The following is a 17,785-nucleotide window of genomic DNA, read 5'->3' as shown; positions in this document are numbered from 1 at the left end:
CCATAGGGGCCACCTCGGACCCGGTCAATCCTACCGTCATACAATCAGGCAGACCGTGGCGGTCAGCGCCGTGCAGCCATCTCCGCCGCCAAAAGCAGCGCCGCCCAGGTGGCGCCCACCGACGCCACGCCCTGGCCGGCGATGTCATAGGCCGTGCCGTGCGCCGGTGTGCAGATCGGAAACTTGAAGCCGCCTAGCAGCGTGACGCCGCGATCGAAGCCCATCAGCTTCATCGCGATCTGGCCCTGGTCGTGGTACATCGTCAGAACCGCATCGAATGCGCCGCTCTTGGCCCGCAGGAACACCGTATCGGCGGGGAACGGCCCTTCCGCCGCGATGCCGTTTTTGCCCGCCGCCACCACGACGGGCTCGATGACATCGATCTCTTCCCGCCCAAAATTGCCGCTGTCACCGGCATGCGGATTGTAGCCGGCGACCGCGATACGCGGGCGCTCGAAACCTGCGGCACGCATGCACGCATCCGTCAGTCTCAGCGCTCGCTCGATGCGATCGAAAGTCAAAGCCGCCGGCACCGCCGCCATCGGGATATGCGACGTCACGCGTGCATTCCAGAGTCGGTCAAGCACATTGAACTCGCTCGCCGGACCGACAAGGCCTGCCACCTCGGCCGAGAAGGCGATCTCGTCGTCGTACTCGGAACGAGCAAGCCGCATTGCCCTTTTGTTGAACGGCGTGAACGAGACCGCATCGGCCTTCCCATCGCGCGCCAACTCCAGCGCATATTTATAGTTGGCAAGCGCGAACCGACCGCCGGTTTCGGCGGCGACGGCACGCTTCACTGTCGCGGGATCGAGATGCCTCAGATCGACGAAGATCGGCGTCTCGCCGGGCTGCAAGCTTTCGCCGGCCTGAACGACATCCATCGCGGTTGTCACGCCGGCGATCTTCTCACCTTCAGCGTAGACCCGCCGGTCGCCGATCACGACAAGGCGCGCCGCTTCGCGCACTTCAGGCAGAGCCACGACCTTCGCCGTCAATTCCGGGCTGATGCCGGCCGGGTCGCCCATGGCAAGGGCGATCACCGGCTTCGTCTTCGATGGCATTGAAACGCTCCTTTAGATCTCGGTCGGCTCGAGGCCCGCCCGCCGGCGATGCGGTCGCACGAGCTTCATCAACTGGGGCACCAGAAGAAACGCGAAGCCGCCCAGCACGAGGCACGTCACCAGCGGACTGCTGAAGAAGATGCCGAGCGAACCCTTAGACATCAGCATCGCCTGACGGAATGCATCCTCAGCCTTGTCGCCGATGACGATCGCCAGCACCAAAGGCGCCAGCGGGTACGACGCTTTCTTGAACAAGTAGCCGACGACGCCGAAGCCGAACATCAGCACGACATCCAGATAGGAGTTCGACACCGAATAGGCGCCGACCGTGCAAATGATAAAGATGAGCGGCGCGATGATGAAAAACGGAATGCGCATCAGCGCAGCGAACATCGGCACCGTCAGCAGCACCAGCACGACCGCGACGATGTTGCTCACATACATCGAGGCGATCAGGCCCCAGACGAAATCGCGCTGGTCGATGAACAGCATGGGGCCCGGATTGAGACCCCAGATCATCAGCCCGCCCATCATTACCGCGGCGGTGGCTGAGCCGGGAATGCCGAGCGACAGCATCGGCAGCAGCGCGCTGGTGCCGGCCGAATGATCAGCCGCCTCCGGGGCAACAATGCCTTCGGGCACGCCAGTGCCGAACCGCACGCCTTTCTTGGCGAAGCGCTTGGCAATGCCATAGCTCATGAACGACGCCGCAGTGGGGCCGCCCGGAGTGATGCCCATCCAGCAGCCGATCGCGGCGCTGCGCACGAGCGTCCAGCCGTAACGCGGCAAACCCACGACGGTGCGGAAAACCTCGCGCCAATCGATTTTCGACGAGACCGCTTTGGCATGCAGTTCCTCTTCTACCGCCAGCAATAATTCGCCGATCCCGAACAGACCCATGACGGCGACGACAAAGTCGACGCCCTTGACCAACTCCGGAATGCCGAAGTTGAGCCGCACGCTGCCGGAGACGGTGTCGATGCCGATCGCAGCGATGGCGAAACCGATCGCCAGCGCGACGAGTGTCTTGATCGGCGGCGTGCCGCCCATGCCGACGAAGCTCGCAAACGCTAGGAAGTACACCGCAAAGTATTCCGGGGGACCAAAGCGCAGGGCGAACTGCGCCACCCACGAAGCCACCAGCGTGATGAGGACGACGCCGACCAGCGCGCCAAAGGCGGCGGAGCCGAAGGCGGTGGCCAATGCCGTGCTCGGCCGGCCGTCGCGCGCCATCGGATAGCCGTCGAAGGTCGTCGCAACCGACGACGGCTCTCCGGGAATATTGAACAGGATAGACGTCACCGAGCCGCCAAACAGCGCGCCCCAGTACATGCTCGACAAAAGAATGATCGCCGACACCGGTTGCATGCCAAAAGTCAGCGGCAGCAGCAGCGATACGCCGTTCGGCGCGCCGAGACCGGGAAGCACGCCGACGAGGATGCCGAGCAGCACACCGATCGTCATCAGCAGAATGTGCTGCACCGTGATGGCGATGCCAAAGCCGTGCATCAGGGATTCGATGTTGCTTTCCATGAACCCCTCAGAGCCCCATCATCTCGAAAAGGGCCCCATGTGGCAGCGACACCACGAAGAGCTTCTCGAATACGACGTAAAGAAACAGCGGCGTGGCTACCGCTATCGCAAACGTCTTCCACTGCGTCAGCTTGCGCTGCCAGCCGACGGTCGCCAGCACGTAACCGAATGACGCGACATACATGCCCAGGGTCGGAATTAGGGCAATGAAGATCGCAGCCGGAACGAACAGACCGGCGACGCGCCGTAGCGCCGGCCAGGTCACGGCAACTTCGTGCGCGACAAGAGTGCCGCGCGCGAGATTATACACGCTGCCAAACATGATCGTGGCGCCGACGATCAGCGGAAACGTGCCGGCGTCGACGCCTTTTTCACCCCAGCCGATGCCGTTATCGGTGCTCGAGACGACGACGGCCAGACCGAACATTCCGGTCAGGACCGCCGTCGTCACCTCGATGGCGCGTTGCGAGATCATCCCGCGTTCACTTCACCAGCCAGCCCTGCTCCTGGGCGATCTGATGCACGTGCTCGATGTCGTCCTTGATGAATTTCTGGAATTCATCGCCAGTAAGGAAGGTGTTGGTTTGCGACGTGCGCTTGATGTATTCTGCCCACTCCGGCGTATCCTCGACCTTCTTCATCAGATCGACATAGAATGCTGCCTGCTCCGGCGTGACCTTGCCCGGCAGCCAAACAGTGCGCGGTTGCTGATATGTCGGGATATTGAGGCCCTGCTCGACGCAGGTCGGGATATCGGACCAGCCTTCGGTCGCCGTCACCTTGTCGGTATTGGTCAGGCGCTTCGAGCTGAAAACGCAGATCGGATGCTGCGTGCCACCGCGCCACTGGCCGACGCTTTCGCTCGGATTGTTGACGTGCGAGTCGATGTGGCCACCGGCAAGCTGCACCGCGGCTTCGCCGCCGCTCTTGAAGGGGATATAGGTGATCTTCACATCGGCGATCTTCTCGATCATCCGCGTGAGCACCTCATCGGTGTCCTTGGACTGCGCGCCGCCCATCTTCAGGTTGCCGGATTTGGCCGCCTTGAGGTAGTCACCCGCGGTTTTCCACGGCGAATCCTGCTTTACCCAGATCAGGAACTCGTCCTGCGCCATCGCCGCGATCGGGGTGAGATCCGTGTAATTAAACGCAACCTTCGACACCATGGGTTGCTGCCACGCGTTCGAGGTGCCGAAGATCACCTTATAGGGGTCGCCGGCCATCGACTTGCCATAGGTATATCCCTCGGCGCCGCTGCCGCCGCCCTTGTTCACCACCACGATCGGGCGATCGACGAACTTGTACTTGGTAATGATACCCTGAACCGTGCGGGCGATGATGTCGGTGCCGCCGCCGGGCCCGGCGGTGGCGATGAATTCGATGGGCTTCTCGGGCTTCCAGGCGGCATTCGCGGCGGGCTGCGCCGCGACCACGGCAAGCGCGGCCCCCGAAAGCATGAGCAGTTTAGTAATCGAACGCATGGGCTTCCTCCTGATTTTGTTTTTTATCGCTGAAGTCTTTAGGCGACGCGCTGCCGCGTCTTGTCTTCCGGCGCCGCAACCACGGCGCCCTCCTCCTCGAAGTCCTTAATCTCTTGCTCGTCGAACCCGTACTCGCGCAGCACCTCGCGCGTATGCTGGCCGTAGAGCGGGGCACCGGTGCGCACCTTGCCGGGCGTCTCCGAAAACTTGATCGGCAACCCCATGGTCTTGACCCTGCCGAGCGTGGCGTGCTCGACGTCCACGACCATCTCGCGCGCCAGCGTCTGCGGATCTGACAGAGCCTGCAGCATGTTCATGACCGGTCCGCAGGGCACGCCGCGCTTGTCCAGCGCGTCCAGCCAGTACTGCGCCGGCTTCTCGCGGTAACGCTTGCTCAGCTCTGCTTCGAGCGCCTTCAGATTCGCCATGCGATCGGCGCCGGTGAGAAAACGCGGATCCTGCGCGAGTTCGCTCGCGCCCATCGCGTCGAGCATCAGGCCCCAATGTTTCTGATTGGCGCCGCCGACGACAATCCAGCCGTCCGAGGCTTCAAACGCCTGATAGGGCGCGTTCAAAGGATGCGCAGAGCCCATTGCCTTGGGGGCAACGCCAGTCGCAAGGGCAATTGCCGACTGCCAGTAGGTCTGCACCAGCGCAGCCTCATAGAGCGAGGTTTCGACCCACTGGCCCTGCCCGGTCTTCAGCTTGTTCGTGTAGGCGGCGAGGATGCCGAGTGCCGCGAGGATGCCGGCGGTGATGTCGGACAGCGGCGCGCCGCATTTGACCGGCGGGCCGTCGGGCCGCTCGCCCGTAAAGCTCATGATGCCGCTCATCGCCTGCGCAACGAGATCGAAACCGCGTCGCTCCTTGTACGGTCCGGTACGGCCGAAACCGGACAATGAGCAGTAGATGAGGCCGGGAAATTCCTTGTGCAGGGCGTCATAGCCGAAGCCCATGCGATCAAGCGCACCGGGGGCAAAATTCTCGACCAGCACGTCGGCCTTGGCGATCAGCCGGCGCAGGATCGCCGCCCCGCCTTTGGTTTTCAGATCGATGACGACGCCGCGCTTGTTGCGGTTCATCATCAGGAAGGACGCCGCCTCGTCGCCAATCTTCGGCGGCACCGAATACCGGGTGTCGTCGCCCTTCGGCGTCTTCTCGATCTTGATGACTTCCGCACCCATGTCGGCGAGCATCAAGGTGCAAGTCGGGCCGGCCATGACGTGAGTGAGATCGACAACCTTGAGACCGGTGAGCGGCCCCTGCGGACGGCGTTCGCTGCCCATCGTCACTACTCGCCCTTCCATTGCGGCGCGCGCTTGTTGAGGAAAGCGTCCATGCCTTCTCGGAAGTCCTGGCTCATATAGCAACTGACGATGAGATCCTCGCCTTCCTCGCGCGAAAGCCGCTTCTGCAGCCGCGCCAGCGCCTGCTTGGTCGCGGCGAGGGTCAGCGGCGCGTGGCCGGCAATCAGTTTGGAAAGCTCGTCAGCACGTTGCATCAGTGCGGGGTGATCTTCGACGACTTCGTGCAACAAACCGACATGGGCGGCCTCTTCCGCGCCGATCAGGCGCGCAGTGAAGATCACGTCTTTGACGCGCGCTGGCCCGATCAGCGCCGTGAGGCGGCTGATGTTCGACATCGACAGGCAGTTACCCAGTGTGCGTGCGATCGGGAAGCCGACTTTGGTGGTTTTGGTGCCGATCCGCAGATCGCAGCAGGCGGCGATTCCGGCGCCGCCGCCGGTGCAGGCGCCGGAGATTGCGGCGATCGTCGGCACGCGGCACTGCTCAAGCTTGGTCAGCACCCGGTCGATGCGGCCTTCGTAGTCGAGCGCATCCTGAGGCGTCTTGAAGGCGCGGAACTGATTGATGTCAGTGCCGGAGGCAAAGGCCTTGTCGCCGGCGCCCTGGAACACGATCGCCTTGATCGAGCGGTCGCCGTCCGCCTGTTCGCAGACCTCGGCGAGGCGCTCGTACATCGCGAAAGTGAAGGCGTTGCGGGCCTGGGGCCGATTGAAGGTGACCCAGCCGATACCTCCCTTGATTTCGAACAGGAGATCGTCGGCGCCTGAATGCGGCTGGTCCATTGTCGTGGTGTTTCCTACCCTAGTGTTTCCACGATTTTGAATTCAAAAATTGTATTATTCAAGAGACAATGCTGCTATTTTCCGTAACTAGTTCCAGTTTGAATGCAAAATCGGTACGGGAAGCCAAAATCCGATGCTCCATGAGGAGGTTGTGTCCCGCCTGCGAGACATCCTGCTGGAGGGCGAGGTGCCGCCCGGCGCCCGCATTCCGGAGCGCGAGCTCTGTCTCAAGTTGAAGATTTCGCGCACGCCATTACGCGAGGCGCTGAAGGTGTTGGCTGCGGAAGGTCTCGTGCTGCTGCTGCCGCACCGCGGCTCACGCGCCGCCCGGCTTACCGACAAGGACGTCCACGATCTCTTCGAGGTTTGCCAGGGCCTCGAGGCGTTGGCCGGCGAACTGGCCTGCGAGCGCGTCACCGACGCGCAATTGCAGGAAATTGCCGAAGCGCATGCCGCCATGGTCGAACACTACCGCGATGGCGATCTCACGCAGTATTACCGGCGGAACCGGCAGATTCATGAGGCGATCGTTGCCGCAGCGTGCAATCCGGTGCTGTCGGGCCTTTACGATTCGGTGACGGCGCGCATCCGCCGGGCGCGTTACCTCACACCAATGACACCGCCGCGCTGGGCCACGGCGATTCGTGAACACGAAGCCATCCTGAACGCGCTCGAGCGGCGGGACGGCATGGGTCTCGCCCACATCCTGCGGGCGCATTTGCGGCATAAGCGCGAAGAAATCATCAAGGCCGGATTTGCCGAAATCGACAGCGGCCGCGGCCTCGCGGGCCATGAAAGCGCAGCAGCCCCGGTCTGATGTGATTCACCTTCTCCGCCAAGGTCCCAGCTCTCGCTCTCAAAATGAACGAGTCCTGGTTGAAAGAGACGTGCGATCTCGTCGAAGGTCGTTCAGTTTATCAAAGGGTCGATCTCTGATTTTTTGCGATCGAGCAATTCCAAATGGCGAGCTATGCGGCGGGGCGGTCACCGCGCCCCGCATATGGCACCGCCCGGCGCGCTGAGCCCGGACCAGAACGAGTTGACCTGCTGCGCCAGCCTCTCCGCTGTCAACGTAACGACGGGCGAGAATGCCGGCCGCGCGAAATCCAAGGCCATCGCCAACGCCACCATGTTGAAGTTCGCTACGGAGACGAGCTTGTCGCTGGCGATAAAGACAATCGGATTGTTCTGGCTGCGACTGGTCTTAAGGTAGTTGCCTGACGATAGCCTCGATCTCTATCGGCATATTGCCCGGCAACGATCCCATTCCGACGGCCGATCGCGCGTGACGGCCATTGTCACCCAACACTGCGACGAACAAGTCCGAGCACCCGTTGATGACCTGCGGATGATGCGCAAAGCCCGGCGCGGCGTTGACCATGCCGAAGACTTTGATGACTTCTACCTTGTCGAGTGAACCGCAGGCGTCCTTCATGGCAGCCAGCAAGCCAAGACCGGTCTGGCGGGCGAAGCCATAGGCCTCCTCCACCGTGAAATCCTCGCCGACAATGCCTTCAGGCATCGAGCCATCGGCGCGGCGGGGTCCTTGCCCGGACAAGAAGATCAGATCACCCACTTTCTTATATCGGACATAGGTCGCCGACGGCGCCACGGCGTCGGGCAGGATCAGGTCCATCGCTTTGAGGTTGGCTTCGGCACTCATGTCGGCTCTCGCAATGCTGGTTCGTTGAGAAGAATGCAGCACATCGACGCAGCAGGCAACGGCGGCGGCGCAACCTAGCAACTTCTGGCGAACGTGGTCGATGTCGCCGCGCTGCGCCGGAAGAGAGCACGTTATTTCCGGAATACCTCCGAGTTCCTAAAGCGCGCGCCGGATCATCGTGCTTTGCCGAAAGCGCCGTTCCAATCGGGAATAACGCACGGTCACCGCACTCTAGAGTGGCGCCAGTCGCAACACCGGAGCCACGTCCATGAACTTTCGTAAATCGTCTCTCGCGTTCGCCGCCGCGCTGAGTTTAGCGACCGCGACGGTTGGAGCACAGGCCGAACCGGTCAAGAACATCGTTCTCGTGCACGGCGCCTGGGTCGATGGCTCGGGCTGGCGAGCCGTGTACGACATCCTGACGAAGGAAGGCTTCAATGTCTCCATGGTCCAGGAACCCGAAACCTCGTTCGCCGATGACGTCAGCGCGACCAAACGCATTCTCGATCTACAAAACGGCCCGACATTGCTGGTCGGCCACTCCTATGGCGGTTCTGTTATCACCGAAGCCGGCATTCATCCCAAGGTCGTCGGACTCGTCTACGTTGCCGCTCACGCTCCCGATGTGGGCGAGGAAGAGCACACGCTCGGGCTGAAGATGCCGAGCGTTCTCGGCAAAACAGCCGACGCAATCGAAAAAACGAACGACGGCTTTACGTACCTCAGGCGCGATATTTTCCTGAAGCTATTCGCCCCCGACATCCGGAAGTCAGACGCCGAATTTGCCGCGCGTTCGCAAGTCCTTGCGGCCGGCAGCGTGTTTTCCACGCCGTTGACCGCCGCCGCCTGGAAGACCAAGCCGAGCTGGGGCATCGTCGCTGACAACGACCAGATCATCAGCCCCGATCTGGAGCGTTTCTATTACAAGCGCGCAGGCAGCAAGCTCACCGAGATCCCTGGGGCGAGCCATGTTGTCTTTCAATCGCATCCGAAGGAAGTGGCGGCCGTGATCACGCGGGCGGCGAGACAAGTCCTCCAACAGGCCAGCCGCTGAGCATGAGCTAGACATCTGCGGCCCTCGAACCCCCCTTAAGCTTCGAGGTCCGCGGACAGGGCGCAACCCTCCCCGAGCGCCCGACCGGCGGGGATGACTGGCAAGACATAGTCATCCCCGCTCCCTCTCTTCCGGCGATCAGCGATTGTTAGCTTGAGGCTGGATCTCTCTTAGCAGCAGCTCTCATGCGAGCCCGGGTGAGAGCACACCGGGCGCCGCGATTCACGCCGCGGCTAAATGGCTCATCCGCCAACGGCCGGGCGTCGTTCCGACGAAGCGCTTGAACACTGTGGTGAAGTGCGCCTGGGTCTGAAAGCCGACATCGAGCGCGATTTCCACCAGCCGATGATTCGGCTGGGTGAGCAGTTCTTTGGACCGCTCAATCCGCCGTTGCAGCAGAAAGTCGTGAGGCCGCAGACCGGTGGCGGCGCGAAATTGGGCGGCAAAATACATCGGGCTGAGACCGGCGACCTGGGCCAGATCGGCCAGACAAATCGACTTGTCGAGGCGTTGATCGATGAAGCGCTCAACGAGCTTCATGCGCCACTTCTGGAGCGGACGAACTGACGGCCTGTCGTCCGGCGCTGCCGTTATGATGCGCCTGCCGAGCCAGCGGACTATGAGCGCTAGGCGGATAGCGTCGAGATGCGCCCCGCCATCACTTTCGTTCATTGCCGCTGCGCCAAGTGCGCTGACAAGACAGCTGACGACGGGGTCCGAAGAGTCGGCGTCGAGACCGCCGGCAAAATCAAAATCCCGGGGGCCTGTCCCCAGGCCAGCCGGCTCGATGGACAGCCTGAGGACGACATCCAAATGTTTAAGGCCGACCCGGACCGCATGTTCGCCGGGCGCCATGTCCCAATCGGACTGCATGGCTGATGCAGCAAGATGCTCCGTGGAAATTCCGATAATCTTTTCAACGGCTCGTGCTGGCATGGCCCGCTCTCCTGGCTCGTTCGAAGCGATGCTCCGATAACGCCGCAAGGACCGTCGCCACGTCGGTGACGCCGGCTGTTTGATATTTGCAGGCTAGGCAAAGCGCGGAGGGGGGCTCCATTATACAGGGGGTTGCAGATCTATCCCGCAGTTCGGAGGACCTAAACCTTCGTATGCTGGCAACAGGATCGCACGCGTGCAATCACGGTTTGCTTAAGGGCCGTTTTCTAAAGACGAGTGGGCTTTTCGGACTCCTGCGGGCACCCGGGCGAGGGTTGGTGTTCGCGTCCGGGACCCGCCGCAACGCCGTTGGAGATGGCCATTTCAAGCAACCGGCTGCAAAGAAGATAGCTGCACGCGCGGCAAATCACACAACCGGGTTGTCCAATGGTCGCAGACGAACAAGCCCCCACCACCTCGGTCGTCAAGGCAGCCGCTGCAGTTTTGCTTGCTGCCGCGATCTTCATTGTCGACACATTGACCCCGCTCGATTATGCGATTGCCGTTCTGTACGTTCTGGTCGTGCTCCTGAGTGCGGACTTTCTCGACGAGCGCGGAGTATGGTCGGTTGCGCTTATTTGCGCCGGGCTGACCGGCGTAGCTTTCCTGGTCGGTCATTTCGGCAGTTTCCACACCGGCGCCGTAGTAAGATTTGCTATCAGCCTGTGCGCCATTATGGTCGCGGCGTTTCTCGAGCTGAGCAACAAGGCGGCGAATGGTCGGCTGGCGAGTCAGGCCGCTCTTCTCGACCTCACGCACGATGCCGTCTTTGTCCGAGACGGGGCCAACATCATTACCTACTGGAATCGCGGCGCGGAACGGCTGTACGGCTGGAGCGCGGCCGAGGCCATCGGACGCAACGCCGACGATTTGTTGCAAACGCGCTTTCCGACCGACCTCGCGCTCATCAACGCCGGCCTGCTCGAAAGCGGGCGCTGGGAGGGCGAAGTGACCCAAACCAAGCGCGACGGCAGCGCGGTTACCATCGAAAGTCGATGGGCTCTACGGCGCGACAGGCACGGCAAATCTCTGGCGACGATGGAGACGAACAGCGACGTGACGCTACGCCGCGTCGCCGAACAGGGCTTGCGCAAGGCGCAGGCTGAGCTTGCTCATGTGACCCGAGTGACGACGCTTGGCGAACTCGCAGCCTCGATTGCGCACGAAACCAGCCAGCCTTTGGCCGCCATCGTCTCGAATGGAGAGGCCGGTATGCGCTGGTTGAACCGGGACTCGCCAAATCTCGATGCGGCCAAAGTTTCGCTTGAAAAAATGGTCGGCAGCGCCCGTCGCGCCCACGAAGTCATCGCCCGGCTGCGTGCCATGGCGAGGCGATCGGATGCCGAGCTTGCTCCAATCAACCTCAACGAAGTCCTCCAGGAGTGCCTGGCGTTCATCTGCCGCGAAATGGAGGATCGCCGGATCGTACTCCACTTAAATGTTGATCCTTCGCTTCCGCCAATCCTTGGCGATCGCGTTCAGCTTCAGCAGGTCATCATCAACCTTGTGATGAACGCCTTGCAGGCGATGGCACAGCCGGAATCGCCGCGACAACTCCGCATCAACACCGGCGCCGACAGCCAGGACAGCTCCATCGCCCTGCTGGAGGTGATAGACACCGGCACTGGTCTCGCCCCCGAGATTGCGGATAAGCTGTTCACTGCGTTCCACACGACCAAAGCCGACGGCATGGGAATGGGTCTTTCCATCAGCAGGTCGATCGTCGAGGCCCATGGCGGCCAGATCGGCGCAACGCCCAATCCGCTCGGCGGAGCGATCTTCACCGTTCGGCTGCCCATCGATCGCGAAAGAGGCGAAGCATGAACCAGAAATCGCGGACCAAGGCGGGCGAGGCGCAGGGCCCGACCGTGATCATCGTTGACGATGACGACGACATGCGCGGTGCGCTGGCCAATCTCTTCAACTCGGTAGGGCTGGAGGCGGTAGTTTTCGGCTCGGCACAAGAACTGTTGGCGGCGAAATTCCCGGAAACGCCGAGCTGCTTGGTGCTCGATATTCGTCTTCCCGGTATCAGTGGCCTGGAATTCCAGGGTCAATTGGCGAAACTCGGCATCGACGTACCGATCGTTTTCATGACCGGGCACGGCGACATCCCGATGTCGGTGCGGGCCATGAAGGCGGGCGCGGTCGATTTTCTGTCCAAACCGTTTCGTGACCAGGACATGCTGGACGCCGTTGCCACTGCCATCGAACGCGACCGAACACGTCGAACGTCTATGCAGTCCGTCCAGGCACTCCGGGACAATTATCAGTCGTTGACGGCCCGCGAGGTCGAAGTCATGCGGTATGTCACGAAAGGCCTATTGAACAAGCAAGTGGCCGGCGAAATGGGCCTCGCCGAAATCACGGTCAAAATTCACCGTGGCAACGTGATGCGGAAAATGGTGGCCAGATCGCTGGCCGACCTCGTCCGCATGGCTGAGACCCTCGGTATGCACCAAAGCGCCTGATACCGGGAAAAGCAAACCACTGTATAGATGTGCGCTGCAATCGCGAAGGTCTATGTATGGATTGAAGACGCTCTCCGACGATGCGGAGAGGACCGCAGCCACCTCGGAAGACGATATGATAGCAATTATCGATGACGATGATGAGGTCCGATCTGCGACGGAGAACTTAATTCAGTCCTGTGGACTGGAGACTTGCGCTTTTGATTCAGCGCAAGCCTTTCTCGATTCCAATGCCGTGGCCAAGTCTCGATGCGTCATTACCGACGTGCAGATGCCGGGCATGACCGGCATGGAACTGTCGAAGGCGCTGCTCGATCGCGGCATCTGTGTCCCGACCATCTTCATCACCGCGTTTCCTCAAGAGCGGCTGCGCCAACAAGCCGAGGCACTCGGCGCCGTTGGCTTCTTGAGCAAACCGTTCGACGCCGGGCGGCTGCTTGCGTATGTCGGAATGGCCCTCGATCGAAGCAGATAGAAATTCCGCCGCCCCTCCCGATAAGTTCGCCCCGCACCGCGCACAGCGACGAACCAGGGACAGTCTCCCGCGCATGAGCCTGCCACGACGCTGCGGCCGCGGTTCTTCTGGGCAGACGACCCAAGAGATTTAGGGCGCGTCTGATCCAAATTCGCAATCAGCCGGAGCTAGCAAACGAGATAGCGGGCGTCGCTAAACGCTCGCCTGTTGACCCGAGTCCAGCGGGCCGCTCCTTCGTCCGAAGATTCGCCGATCAGACGCTTGCCCAAACCAATGTTTGTGCCTTCCATCACTACGCATAATGGCCTCCGAACGAGGCGTCTTTTACATAAAGACACGATCCGGAATGAGCCGGACCACCGAATCGAATTACTCAAGTAGGACTTACGATAATGACCAAGATCACGATCGCTCTCGTTTCACTGCTGGCTGTCAGCTTCGCGACTTCCGCTCTTGCCAGTGATGGTTCGATGCTCACCAAGGAACGCGACGCCTACTGGCAGACCCAGAACGCCTCGCCGGCCACCGAGGCTTATGCCTTCGCCGCGGCGCCGATCAACGCGTCGGGCATTACCGCGACTGAACTGCGCGAGTTCAACCGCGTTCCGGTCGCGGAAGTCTCGAGTCACTAAAGAGTCCGCAAACAAACTATCGGCCCGTTCGGAGGCTTTCTCAAAGGCCTCCGAATGGTCGATGTTTCTACGCGGTTCCAGCATTCGGGGTTCGCGATCCGGCATCGACAGAGTTCATTCTCCACGAGGTCGCGAGCTAGCCATCGTTCGGACCACTCCGCGGCGCTGGCTTGCCGTAACGAGTTCGCGGCGCCGATTGTACAAGCCAAGACGGAACCGGCATGCCTCACCGGTGTTGGCCCTTAGATTATTCTCAAAATCTAAGGATTCGACCCATGCGCGCTTTATGCTGGCACGGTAAAGGCGACGTGCGCGTCGATACTGTACCTGACCCAAAGATCCAACACTCGCGCGATGCGATCATCAAGATCACGGCATGCGCCATCTGCGGTTCCGATCTTCATCTTTACGACGGCTACCAGCCGACGATGGAGAGCGGTGATATTCTGGGCCACGAGAATATGGGCGTGGTGGTCGAGGTCGGATCCGATGTCACCAACCTGCAAAAGGGCGACAGAGTTGTTGTCCCCTTCACCATCAGTTGCGGCAATTGCTGGTTCTGCAAACAGGGGCTTTACTCCTGCTGCGACACCACTAATCCCAATGCCGAAATGGCTCGTAAAGCGATGGGCCAATCCCCGGCAGGATTATTCGGGTTCAGTCATATGTTGGGCGGATACGCGGGCGGCCAGGCCGAATATCTGCGCGTACCCATGGCCGATATAGGTCCCATCAAGGTTCCTGAGAGTGTCAGCGACGAACAGGCCCTATTTCTTTCGGATATCTTTCCAACTGGCTACATGGCTGCACTCAATGCTCAGATCAGAGACGGCGATACCGTCGCCATCTGGGGATGCGGGCCGGTCGGCCAGTTTGCCATTCGTTCGGCGCTCATGCTTGGTGCCGGCCGAATAATTGCCATCGATGAAGTGCCGGAGCGGCTGACCATGGCGAGCGCGGGCGGCGCCGAAACCATCGACTTCTCTCAATCGGATGTGCACGACGGGTTAATGGCGCGCACGAATAATCGCGGTCCCGACAGCTGCATCGACGCGGTTGGCTGCGAAGCGGCCGGTCACGGTGCGGCGGACGCTGTGCTTGATAAGGTCAAGGCAGCGGCTTTCCTGGCGACCGACAGAGTCCACGTTCTACGTCAGGCCATCATGGCGTGCCGCAAAGCAGGGACGGTTTCCATCCCCGGCGTCTATGTTGGGATGGGAGATAACATTCCGATTGGCGCGGCAATGAATAAAGGTTTGACCCTCAAGATGGGCCAGACGCATGTGCAGGCCTATACCAAGCCACTGCTCAAGCTTATTGAAGCCGGCAGGATCGACCCGAGTTTCGTGGTGACCCACCCTGCGAGCCTCGAGGACGCGCCCGAGATGTATGAAAAGTTCAGAGACAAAAAGGACGGCGTCATCAAGGTCGTAATGCGCCCTTAATTGACCCGTCGCAGGATCTGCACTTTGCAGGCGTCAGAGGCTTGTCCGATATTCACTGGTATCGGGGGCTTGGTGACGCAACGAGTTTACCAGCGATGATTTGATACCCGCGATATGCTCCCGCATCAGCGCTTCGGCGCGATGCGGTTCGCGCGCGAGAATCGCCTCGTAGATGCGGTGGTGATCGTCATGGCGGCGCCGGACGTAACGGTACTCGAACGCCACGATGTTGCGGTTCGACGACACCGGCACGTGGTGGCAGATCCGGATCATTTCGCCGAGCATACGGTTCTTGGCCGCGCCGAGAATGGTATCATGGATATCACCGTTGATCCGGCGATAGCGCGACATATCACCGGTCTCGAACACGCCCTTGGCGAGGAGCGCATCGCCATCGGCCAGAGCCTGTTCGATGATGTGACGGTCCTGCTCACTCAGGCCGCGCTCTGCGGCGAAGCGCGTGGCAAGACCCTCGAGCTGGGCACGTATCTCGTACGCATCGACAATTTCCGACAGTGGAAACGTGCGTACAAGGAAGCCGCGGTTCGGCACGTAATCGAGCAGCCCCTCACCAGCCAACGCCTGCAGCGCTGCGCGCACCGGTGTGCGCGACACCTCCATCATCTGACTCAGCCGAACTTCATTGAGGCGGACGCCCGTCGCGATCTCGCCGCCCAGGATGGCTTCGCGCAGCCGGTCAGTGACCGACAGGGCGCTGCGGCCATCACGGACCGAGCCGGCCATTTCATGATCGCGAGTAGATTGACCGAGTGGGCTTTCCGCCATGGCGTCGTCTCCGGCCTTATTGATACGCGCCATCGGCTTCGCATCAAGGCATAAGTGGATACACTATCACTTGGCTGCGGACTATTTCCGGGAAGCGATGCTCGAATGAAGCGTATATCCGAAGAGTTTAAGATGCCCACTAAGTAGGCCTGCCGCAAAAATGTCAGCCATTTTGAAAAGTGTATACATTTTTCCTTGACTCCCTGATCCTTGGATTCGACGATCCGCTATCGCGGCGCTCGGTTGGGCGTTGTTTCAGAACGGGGTGTCATGTCCGCCGACGATACGATCGACCAGATCACCGCAGATCGCTCGGCGCATTACGAGCTCTTCGGCTGGCATCACTGGCCCGAACATCCGTGGCTCTCCTATCAATTCCGCCGCGGTCTCGGCGAAACGCAGGAGGGCGGCGGTGCCGTCAGCGAGGTTTTCCAGGCCGCCAGCCGCATGATCCCCGGCGATCTGGGGAGCTGGCATACGGAATGGTTGCGTATTGCCGCCCGAAACATGACACGCGGTCATGAAGCGGAAAAAGCCGGCCATATCCGCACCGCGATGAACTGCTTCCTGCGCGCCGCCGATTACTACCGGCAGGCCGAATTCCACCTCGAGCCGACCGACCCGCGCCGGCTGCCGACCTTCGAGAAGATGGAAGCCTGCTCGCAGAAATTCCTCGCCCGGCTCAATCCGCCCGGTATCGCCGTCGACATTCCCTACGAACCCGGCAAACCGATCTGCGCCTATTTCGTCCGCGCTCCGTTCCCCGGCGAGAAGCTGCCCGTGCTGATCTGCATGGGCGGCCTCGATTCCATCAAGGACGAAATGTGGTTCATGCAGGCGCATGGCTGCCTGCAACGCGGCATCTCGGTCCTGATGATCGACGGCCCCGGCCAGGGCGGCACGCTGCGCCGCCACGGCGTCGTCAGCCGCCATGACACCGAAGTGCCGATCGGCAAGTGCATCGACTGGCTTTTGACTCGCGACGACGTCGATCCGGCGCGGATTGCCGTTTGCGGGTCCAGCATGGGCGGCTACTATGCCGCGCGCGCCGCCTGCTACGAGCCGCGCCTCGCCGCCGCCATCTCGCACGGCGCCATCTGGTCGCTGCCCGAGATGTGGGGCAACAAGGGCGACGATTTCGGCCTCGCCATGCATATCCGCTGGGTGATGGGCGCCAAGACCATGGCCGAAGCGCACAAGAAGATGGAGCCCTTTACGCTCGAAGGCCATCTCAAGAATATGAAGTGTCCTTACCTGGTGCTGCACGGCGGCCACGACGTCCTCACCGTGAAGGCGGCGAAACAGACCTACGACAGCGCCATTGCCAACGGCGTCGACGCCACGCTGCGCATTCTCGACACGGAAGAGACCGGCGCCGAACACTGCCAGCACGACAATCCCACCCTCGGCCAGGAAGTCCTCTGCGACTGGCTGGCCGACAAATTCGGCATCGATCAGGAAGCGCTGCTCAAGCGCTCCTGGGCGCCGCTGATCTGAGGACCCGACCGATGGTCAAAGGAATCGAGAACGCGCGCCTTGGCATTATCGCCATCGACCTGCACCGCGGTCATCTCGACCCGTCGGTGGCGACCATGCCGCTCGAGGCCGAGGCCGCGCGCAAGGTGGTCGCCGCCAATGCGGCGTTCTTTCAGAAGGCCCGGGCCGCCGGCATTCCGGTCTTCCATTGCCTTGCCACTTATCGCGACTCCCAGGAAATCGCGTCGAATCCGGCCTGGCGCGCCCGCGCCGCCGATCCGAACAATCCGCGCAAGAATGTGCTCAAGCACAACATCATCGGCATGCCCGGCTGCGAGGTGATGCCGGAGGTCTATGAGGCGAACGATTTCATCGTCGACGCCAAGAAGCGCTATGACTGCTTCATCGCCACCGATCTTGATCTGAGCCTGCGCGCCCACGGCGTCGACACCGTGCTGATCACCGGCGTCAACACCAATTCATGCGTCATGGCGACCGCGGCCGCCGCCTGCTGCCGCGACTACGCGACCGTCGTCGTCTCCGACTGCGTCGATACGATGGACGGGCCGGAGCTGCATGCCGCCGCGCTGCGCGTCATCGGCACCGCCTTCGGCCAGGTCGCCACCGCCAGTGAATTGATCGCGGCCTTCGCGCCGCCCGCCCAGCGCCGCGCCTGAGGA

19 protein-coding genes are annotated in these 17,785 nt (G+C 61.5%); 10 read left to right on the top strand and 9 right to left on the bottom strand.

Features of this window, described 5'->3' with window-relative positions:
• Positions 1–62: 62 nt before the first annotated feature.
• From ASD45_RS00520 to ASD45_RS00495, 6 genes are read right to left on the bottom strand one after another with little or no spacing between them, the layout of a single operon-like run.
• Complete coding sequence (locus ASD45_RS00520) at positions 63–1,064, bottom strand: 4-hydroxythreonine-4-phosphate dehydrogenase PdxA (protein ID WP_056909697.1); 1,002 nt, start codon at positions 1,062–1,064, stop codon at positions 63–65.
• A 12-nt stretch (positions 1,065–1,076) separates the two neighbouring features.
• Positions 1,077–2,597 carry a tripartite tricarboxylate transporter permease gene (locus ASD45_RS00515; protein WP_056909696.1) on the bottom strand — a complete coding sequence of 507 codons (1,521 nt, stop codon included), beginning with the start codon at positions 2,595–2,597 and terminating at the stop codon, positions 1,077–1,079.
• 7 nt (positions 2,598–2,604) lie between these two features.
• Positions 2,605–3,072, bottom strand: coding sequence for a tripartite tricarboxylate transporter TctB family protein (locus ASD45_RS00510; RefSeq protein WP_056909695.1), 468 nt, complete (start codon positions 3,070–3,072; stop codon positions 2,605–2,607).
• Between the two features lie 7 nt (positions 3,073–3,079).
• Entirely contained in the window at positions 3,080–4,078 is a 999-nt protein-coding gene (locus tag ASD45_RS00505; protein WP_082540554.1) for a tripartite tricarboxylate transporter substrate-binding protein, read from the bottom strand.
• A gap of 38 nt (positions 4,079–4,116) precedes the next feature.
• Positions 4,117–5,364: a CoA transferase gene (locus tag ASD45_RS00500; RefSeq protein WP_056909694.1), complete on the bottom strand. Its 1,248-nt coding sequence runs from the start codon at positions 5,362–5,364 to the stop codon at positions 4,117–4,119.
• A gap of 5 nt (positions 5,365–5,369) precedes the next feature.
• Positions 5,370–6,167 carry an enoyl-CoA hydratase/isomerase family protein gene (locus ASD45_RS00495; RefSeq protein ID WP_056909693.1) on the bottom strand — a complete coding sequence of 266 codons (798 nt, stop codon included), beginning with the start codon at positions 6,165–6,167 and terminating at the stop codon, positions 5,370–5,372.
• 151 nt (positions 6,168–6,318) lie between these two features.
• On the opposite strand from ASD45_RS00495, the gene ASD45_RS00490 reads away from it, so the two are divergent.
• Both ASD45_RS00490 and ASD45_RS23890 read left to right on the top strand, forming a co-directional pair.
• Positions 6,319–6,984: a GntR family transcriptional regulator gene (locus ASD45_RS00490; protein WP_244485128.1), complete on the top strand. Its 666-nt coding sequence runs from the start codon at positions 6,319–6,321 to the stop codon at positions 6,982–6,984.
• A 183-nt stretch (positions 6,985–7,167) separates the two neighbouring features.
• A complete protein-coding gene (locus ASD45_RS23890) occupies positions 7,168–7,380 on the top strand; it encodes a hypothetical protein (protein WP_156380653.1) in 213 nt (70 codons plus the stop codon).
• On the opposite strand, the gene ASD45_RS00480 is transcribed toward ASD45_RS23890, so the two are convergent.
• On the bottom strand, positions 7,372–7,830 hold the full coding sequence (locus ASD45_RS00480) for a RidA family protein (RefSeq protein ID WP_056909690.1): 459 nt from the start codon (positions 7,828–7,830) through the stop codon (positions 7,372–7,374). The two genes, ASD45_RS23890 and ASD45_RS00480, sit on opposite strands and share 9 nt — an antisense overlap.
• A 268-nt stretch (positions 7,831–8,098) precedes the next feature.
• On the opposite strand from ASD45_RS00480, the gene ASD45_RS00475 reads away from it, so the two are divergent.
• A complete protein-coding gene (locus tag ASD45_RS00475) occupies positions 8,099–8,884 on the top strand; it encodes an alpha/beta hydrolase (RefSeq protein ID WP_056909689.1) in 786 nt (261 codons plus the stop codon).
• Positions 8,885–9,106: 222 nt separating this feature from the next.
• On the opposite strand, the gene ASD45_RS00470 is transcribed toward ASD45_RS00475, so the two are convergent.
• A complete protein-coding gene (locus ASD45_RS00470; protein ID WP_056909688.1) occupies positions 9,107–9,820 on the bottom strand; it encodes an AraC family transcriptional regulator in 714 nt (237 codons plus the stop codon).
• A gap of 387 nt (positions 9,821–10,207) precedes the next feature.
• Here ASD45_RS00470 and ASD45_RS00465 point away from each other — a divergent pair, with 387 nt between their 5' ends.
• The 5 genes from ASD45_RS00465 to ASD45_RS00445 all read left to right on the top strand — a co-directional run bounded on the left by ASD45_RS00465 (position 10,208) and on the right by ASD45_RS00445 (position 14,843).
• Positions 10,208–11,644 carry an ATP-binding protein gene (locus ASD45_RS00465; protein ID WP_056909687.1) on the top strand — a complete coding sequence of 479 codons (1,437 nt, stop codon included), beginning with the start codon at positions 10,208–10,210 and terminating at the stop codon, positions 11,642–11,644.
• Positions 11,641–12,291, top strand: a complete 651-nt coding sequence (locus tag ASD45_RS00460; RefSeq protein WP_056909686.1) for a response regulator — start codon at positions 11,641–11,643, stop codon at positions 12,289–12,291. The genes ASD45_RS00465 and ASD45_RS00460 overlap by 4 nt, the downstream gene beginning before the upstream one ends.
• A gap of 61 nt (positions 12,292–12,352) precedes the next feature.
• Positions 12,353–12,766, top strand: coding sequence for a response regulator (locus ASD45_RS00455; protein WP_244485125.1), 414 nt, complete (start codon positions 12,353–12,355; stop codon positions 12,764–12,766).
• Positions 12,767–13,158: 392 nt separating this feature from the next.
• The gene (locus tag ASD45_RS00450; protein WP_056909685.1) at positions 13,159–13,398 is read left to right on the top strand and encodes a hypothetical protein; all 240 of its coding nucleotides are present in this window, start codon (positions 13,159–13,161) and stop codon (positions 13,396–13,398) included.
• 275 nt (positions 13,399–13,673) lie between these two features.
• Entirely contained in the window at positions 13,674–14,843 is a 1,170-nt protein-coding gene (locus ASD45_RS00445) for a zinc-dependent alcohol dehydrogenase (protein WP_056909684.1), read from the top strand.
• Between the two features lie 33 nt (positions 14,844–14,876).
• Here the strand turns inward: ASD45_RS00445 and ASD45_RS00440 are convergent, their stop codons facing one another.
• Positions 14,877–15,662 carry a GntR family transcriptional regulator gene (locus tag ASD45_RS00440; protein ID WP_082540553.1) on the bottom strand — a complete coding sequence of 262 codons (786 nt, stop codon included), beginning with the start codon at positions 15,660–15,662 and terminating at the stop codon, positions 14,877–14,879.
• A 237-nt stretch (positions 15,663–15,899) separates the two neighbouring features.
• Here ASD45_RS00440 and ASD45_RS00435 point away from each other — a divergent pair, with 237 nt between their 5' ends.
• The gene (locus ASD45_RS00435) at positions 15,900–17,126 is read left to right on the top strand and encodes a prolyl oligopeptidase family serine peptidase (protein ID WP_056909682.1); all 1,227 of its coding nucleotides are present in this window, start codon (positions 15,900–15,902) and stop codon (positions 17,124–17,126) included.
• 11 nt (positions 17,127–17,137) lie between these two features.
• Positions 17,138–17,782, top strand: a complete 645-nt coding sequence (locus tag ASD45_RS00430; protein WP_056909681.1) for an isochorismatase family cysteine hydrolase — start codon at positions 17,138–17,140, stop codon at positions 17,780–17,782.
• Positions 17,783–17,785: the final 3 nt, after the last annotated feature.

Source organism: Pseudolabrys sp. Root1462 (assembly GCF_001426945.1).
GTDB lineage: Bacteria > Pseudomonadota > Alphaproteobacteria > Rhizobiales > Xanthobacteraceae > Pseudolabrys.
The sequence above is the reverse complement of the archived record's forward strand: the minus strand, read 5'-3'. Positions and strand labels throughout refer to the sequence as shown.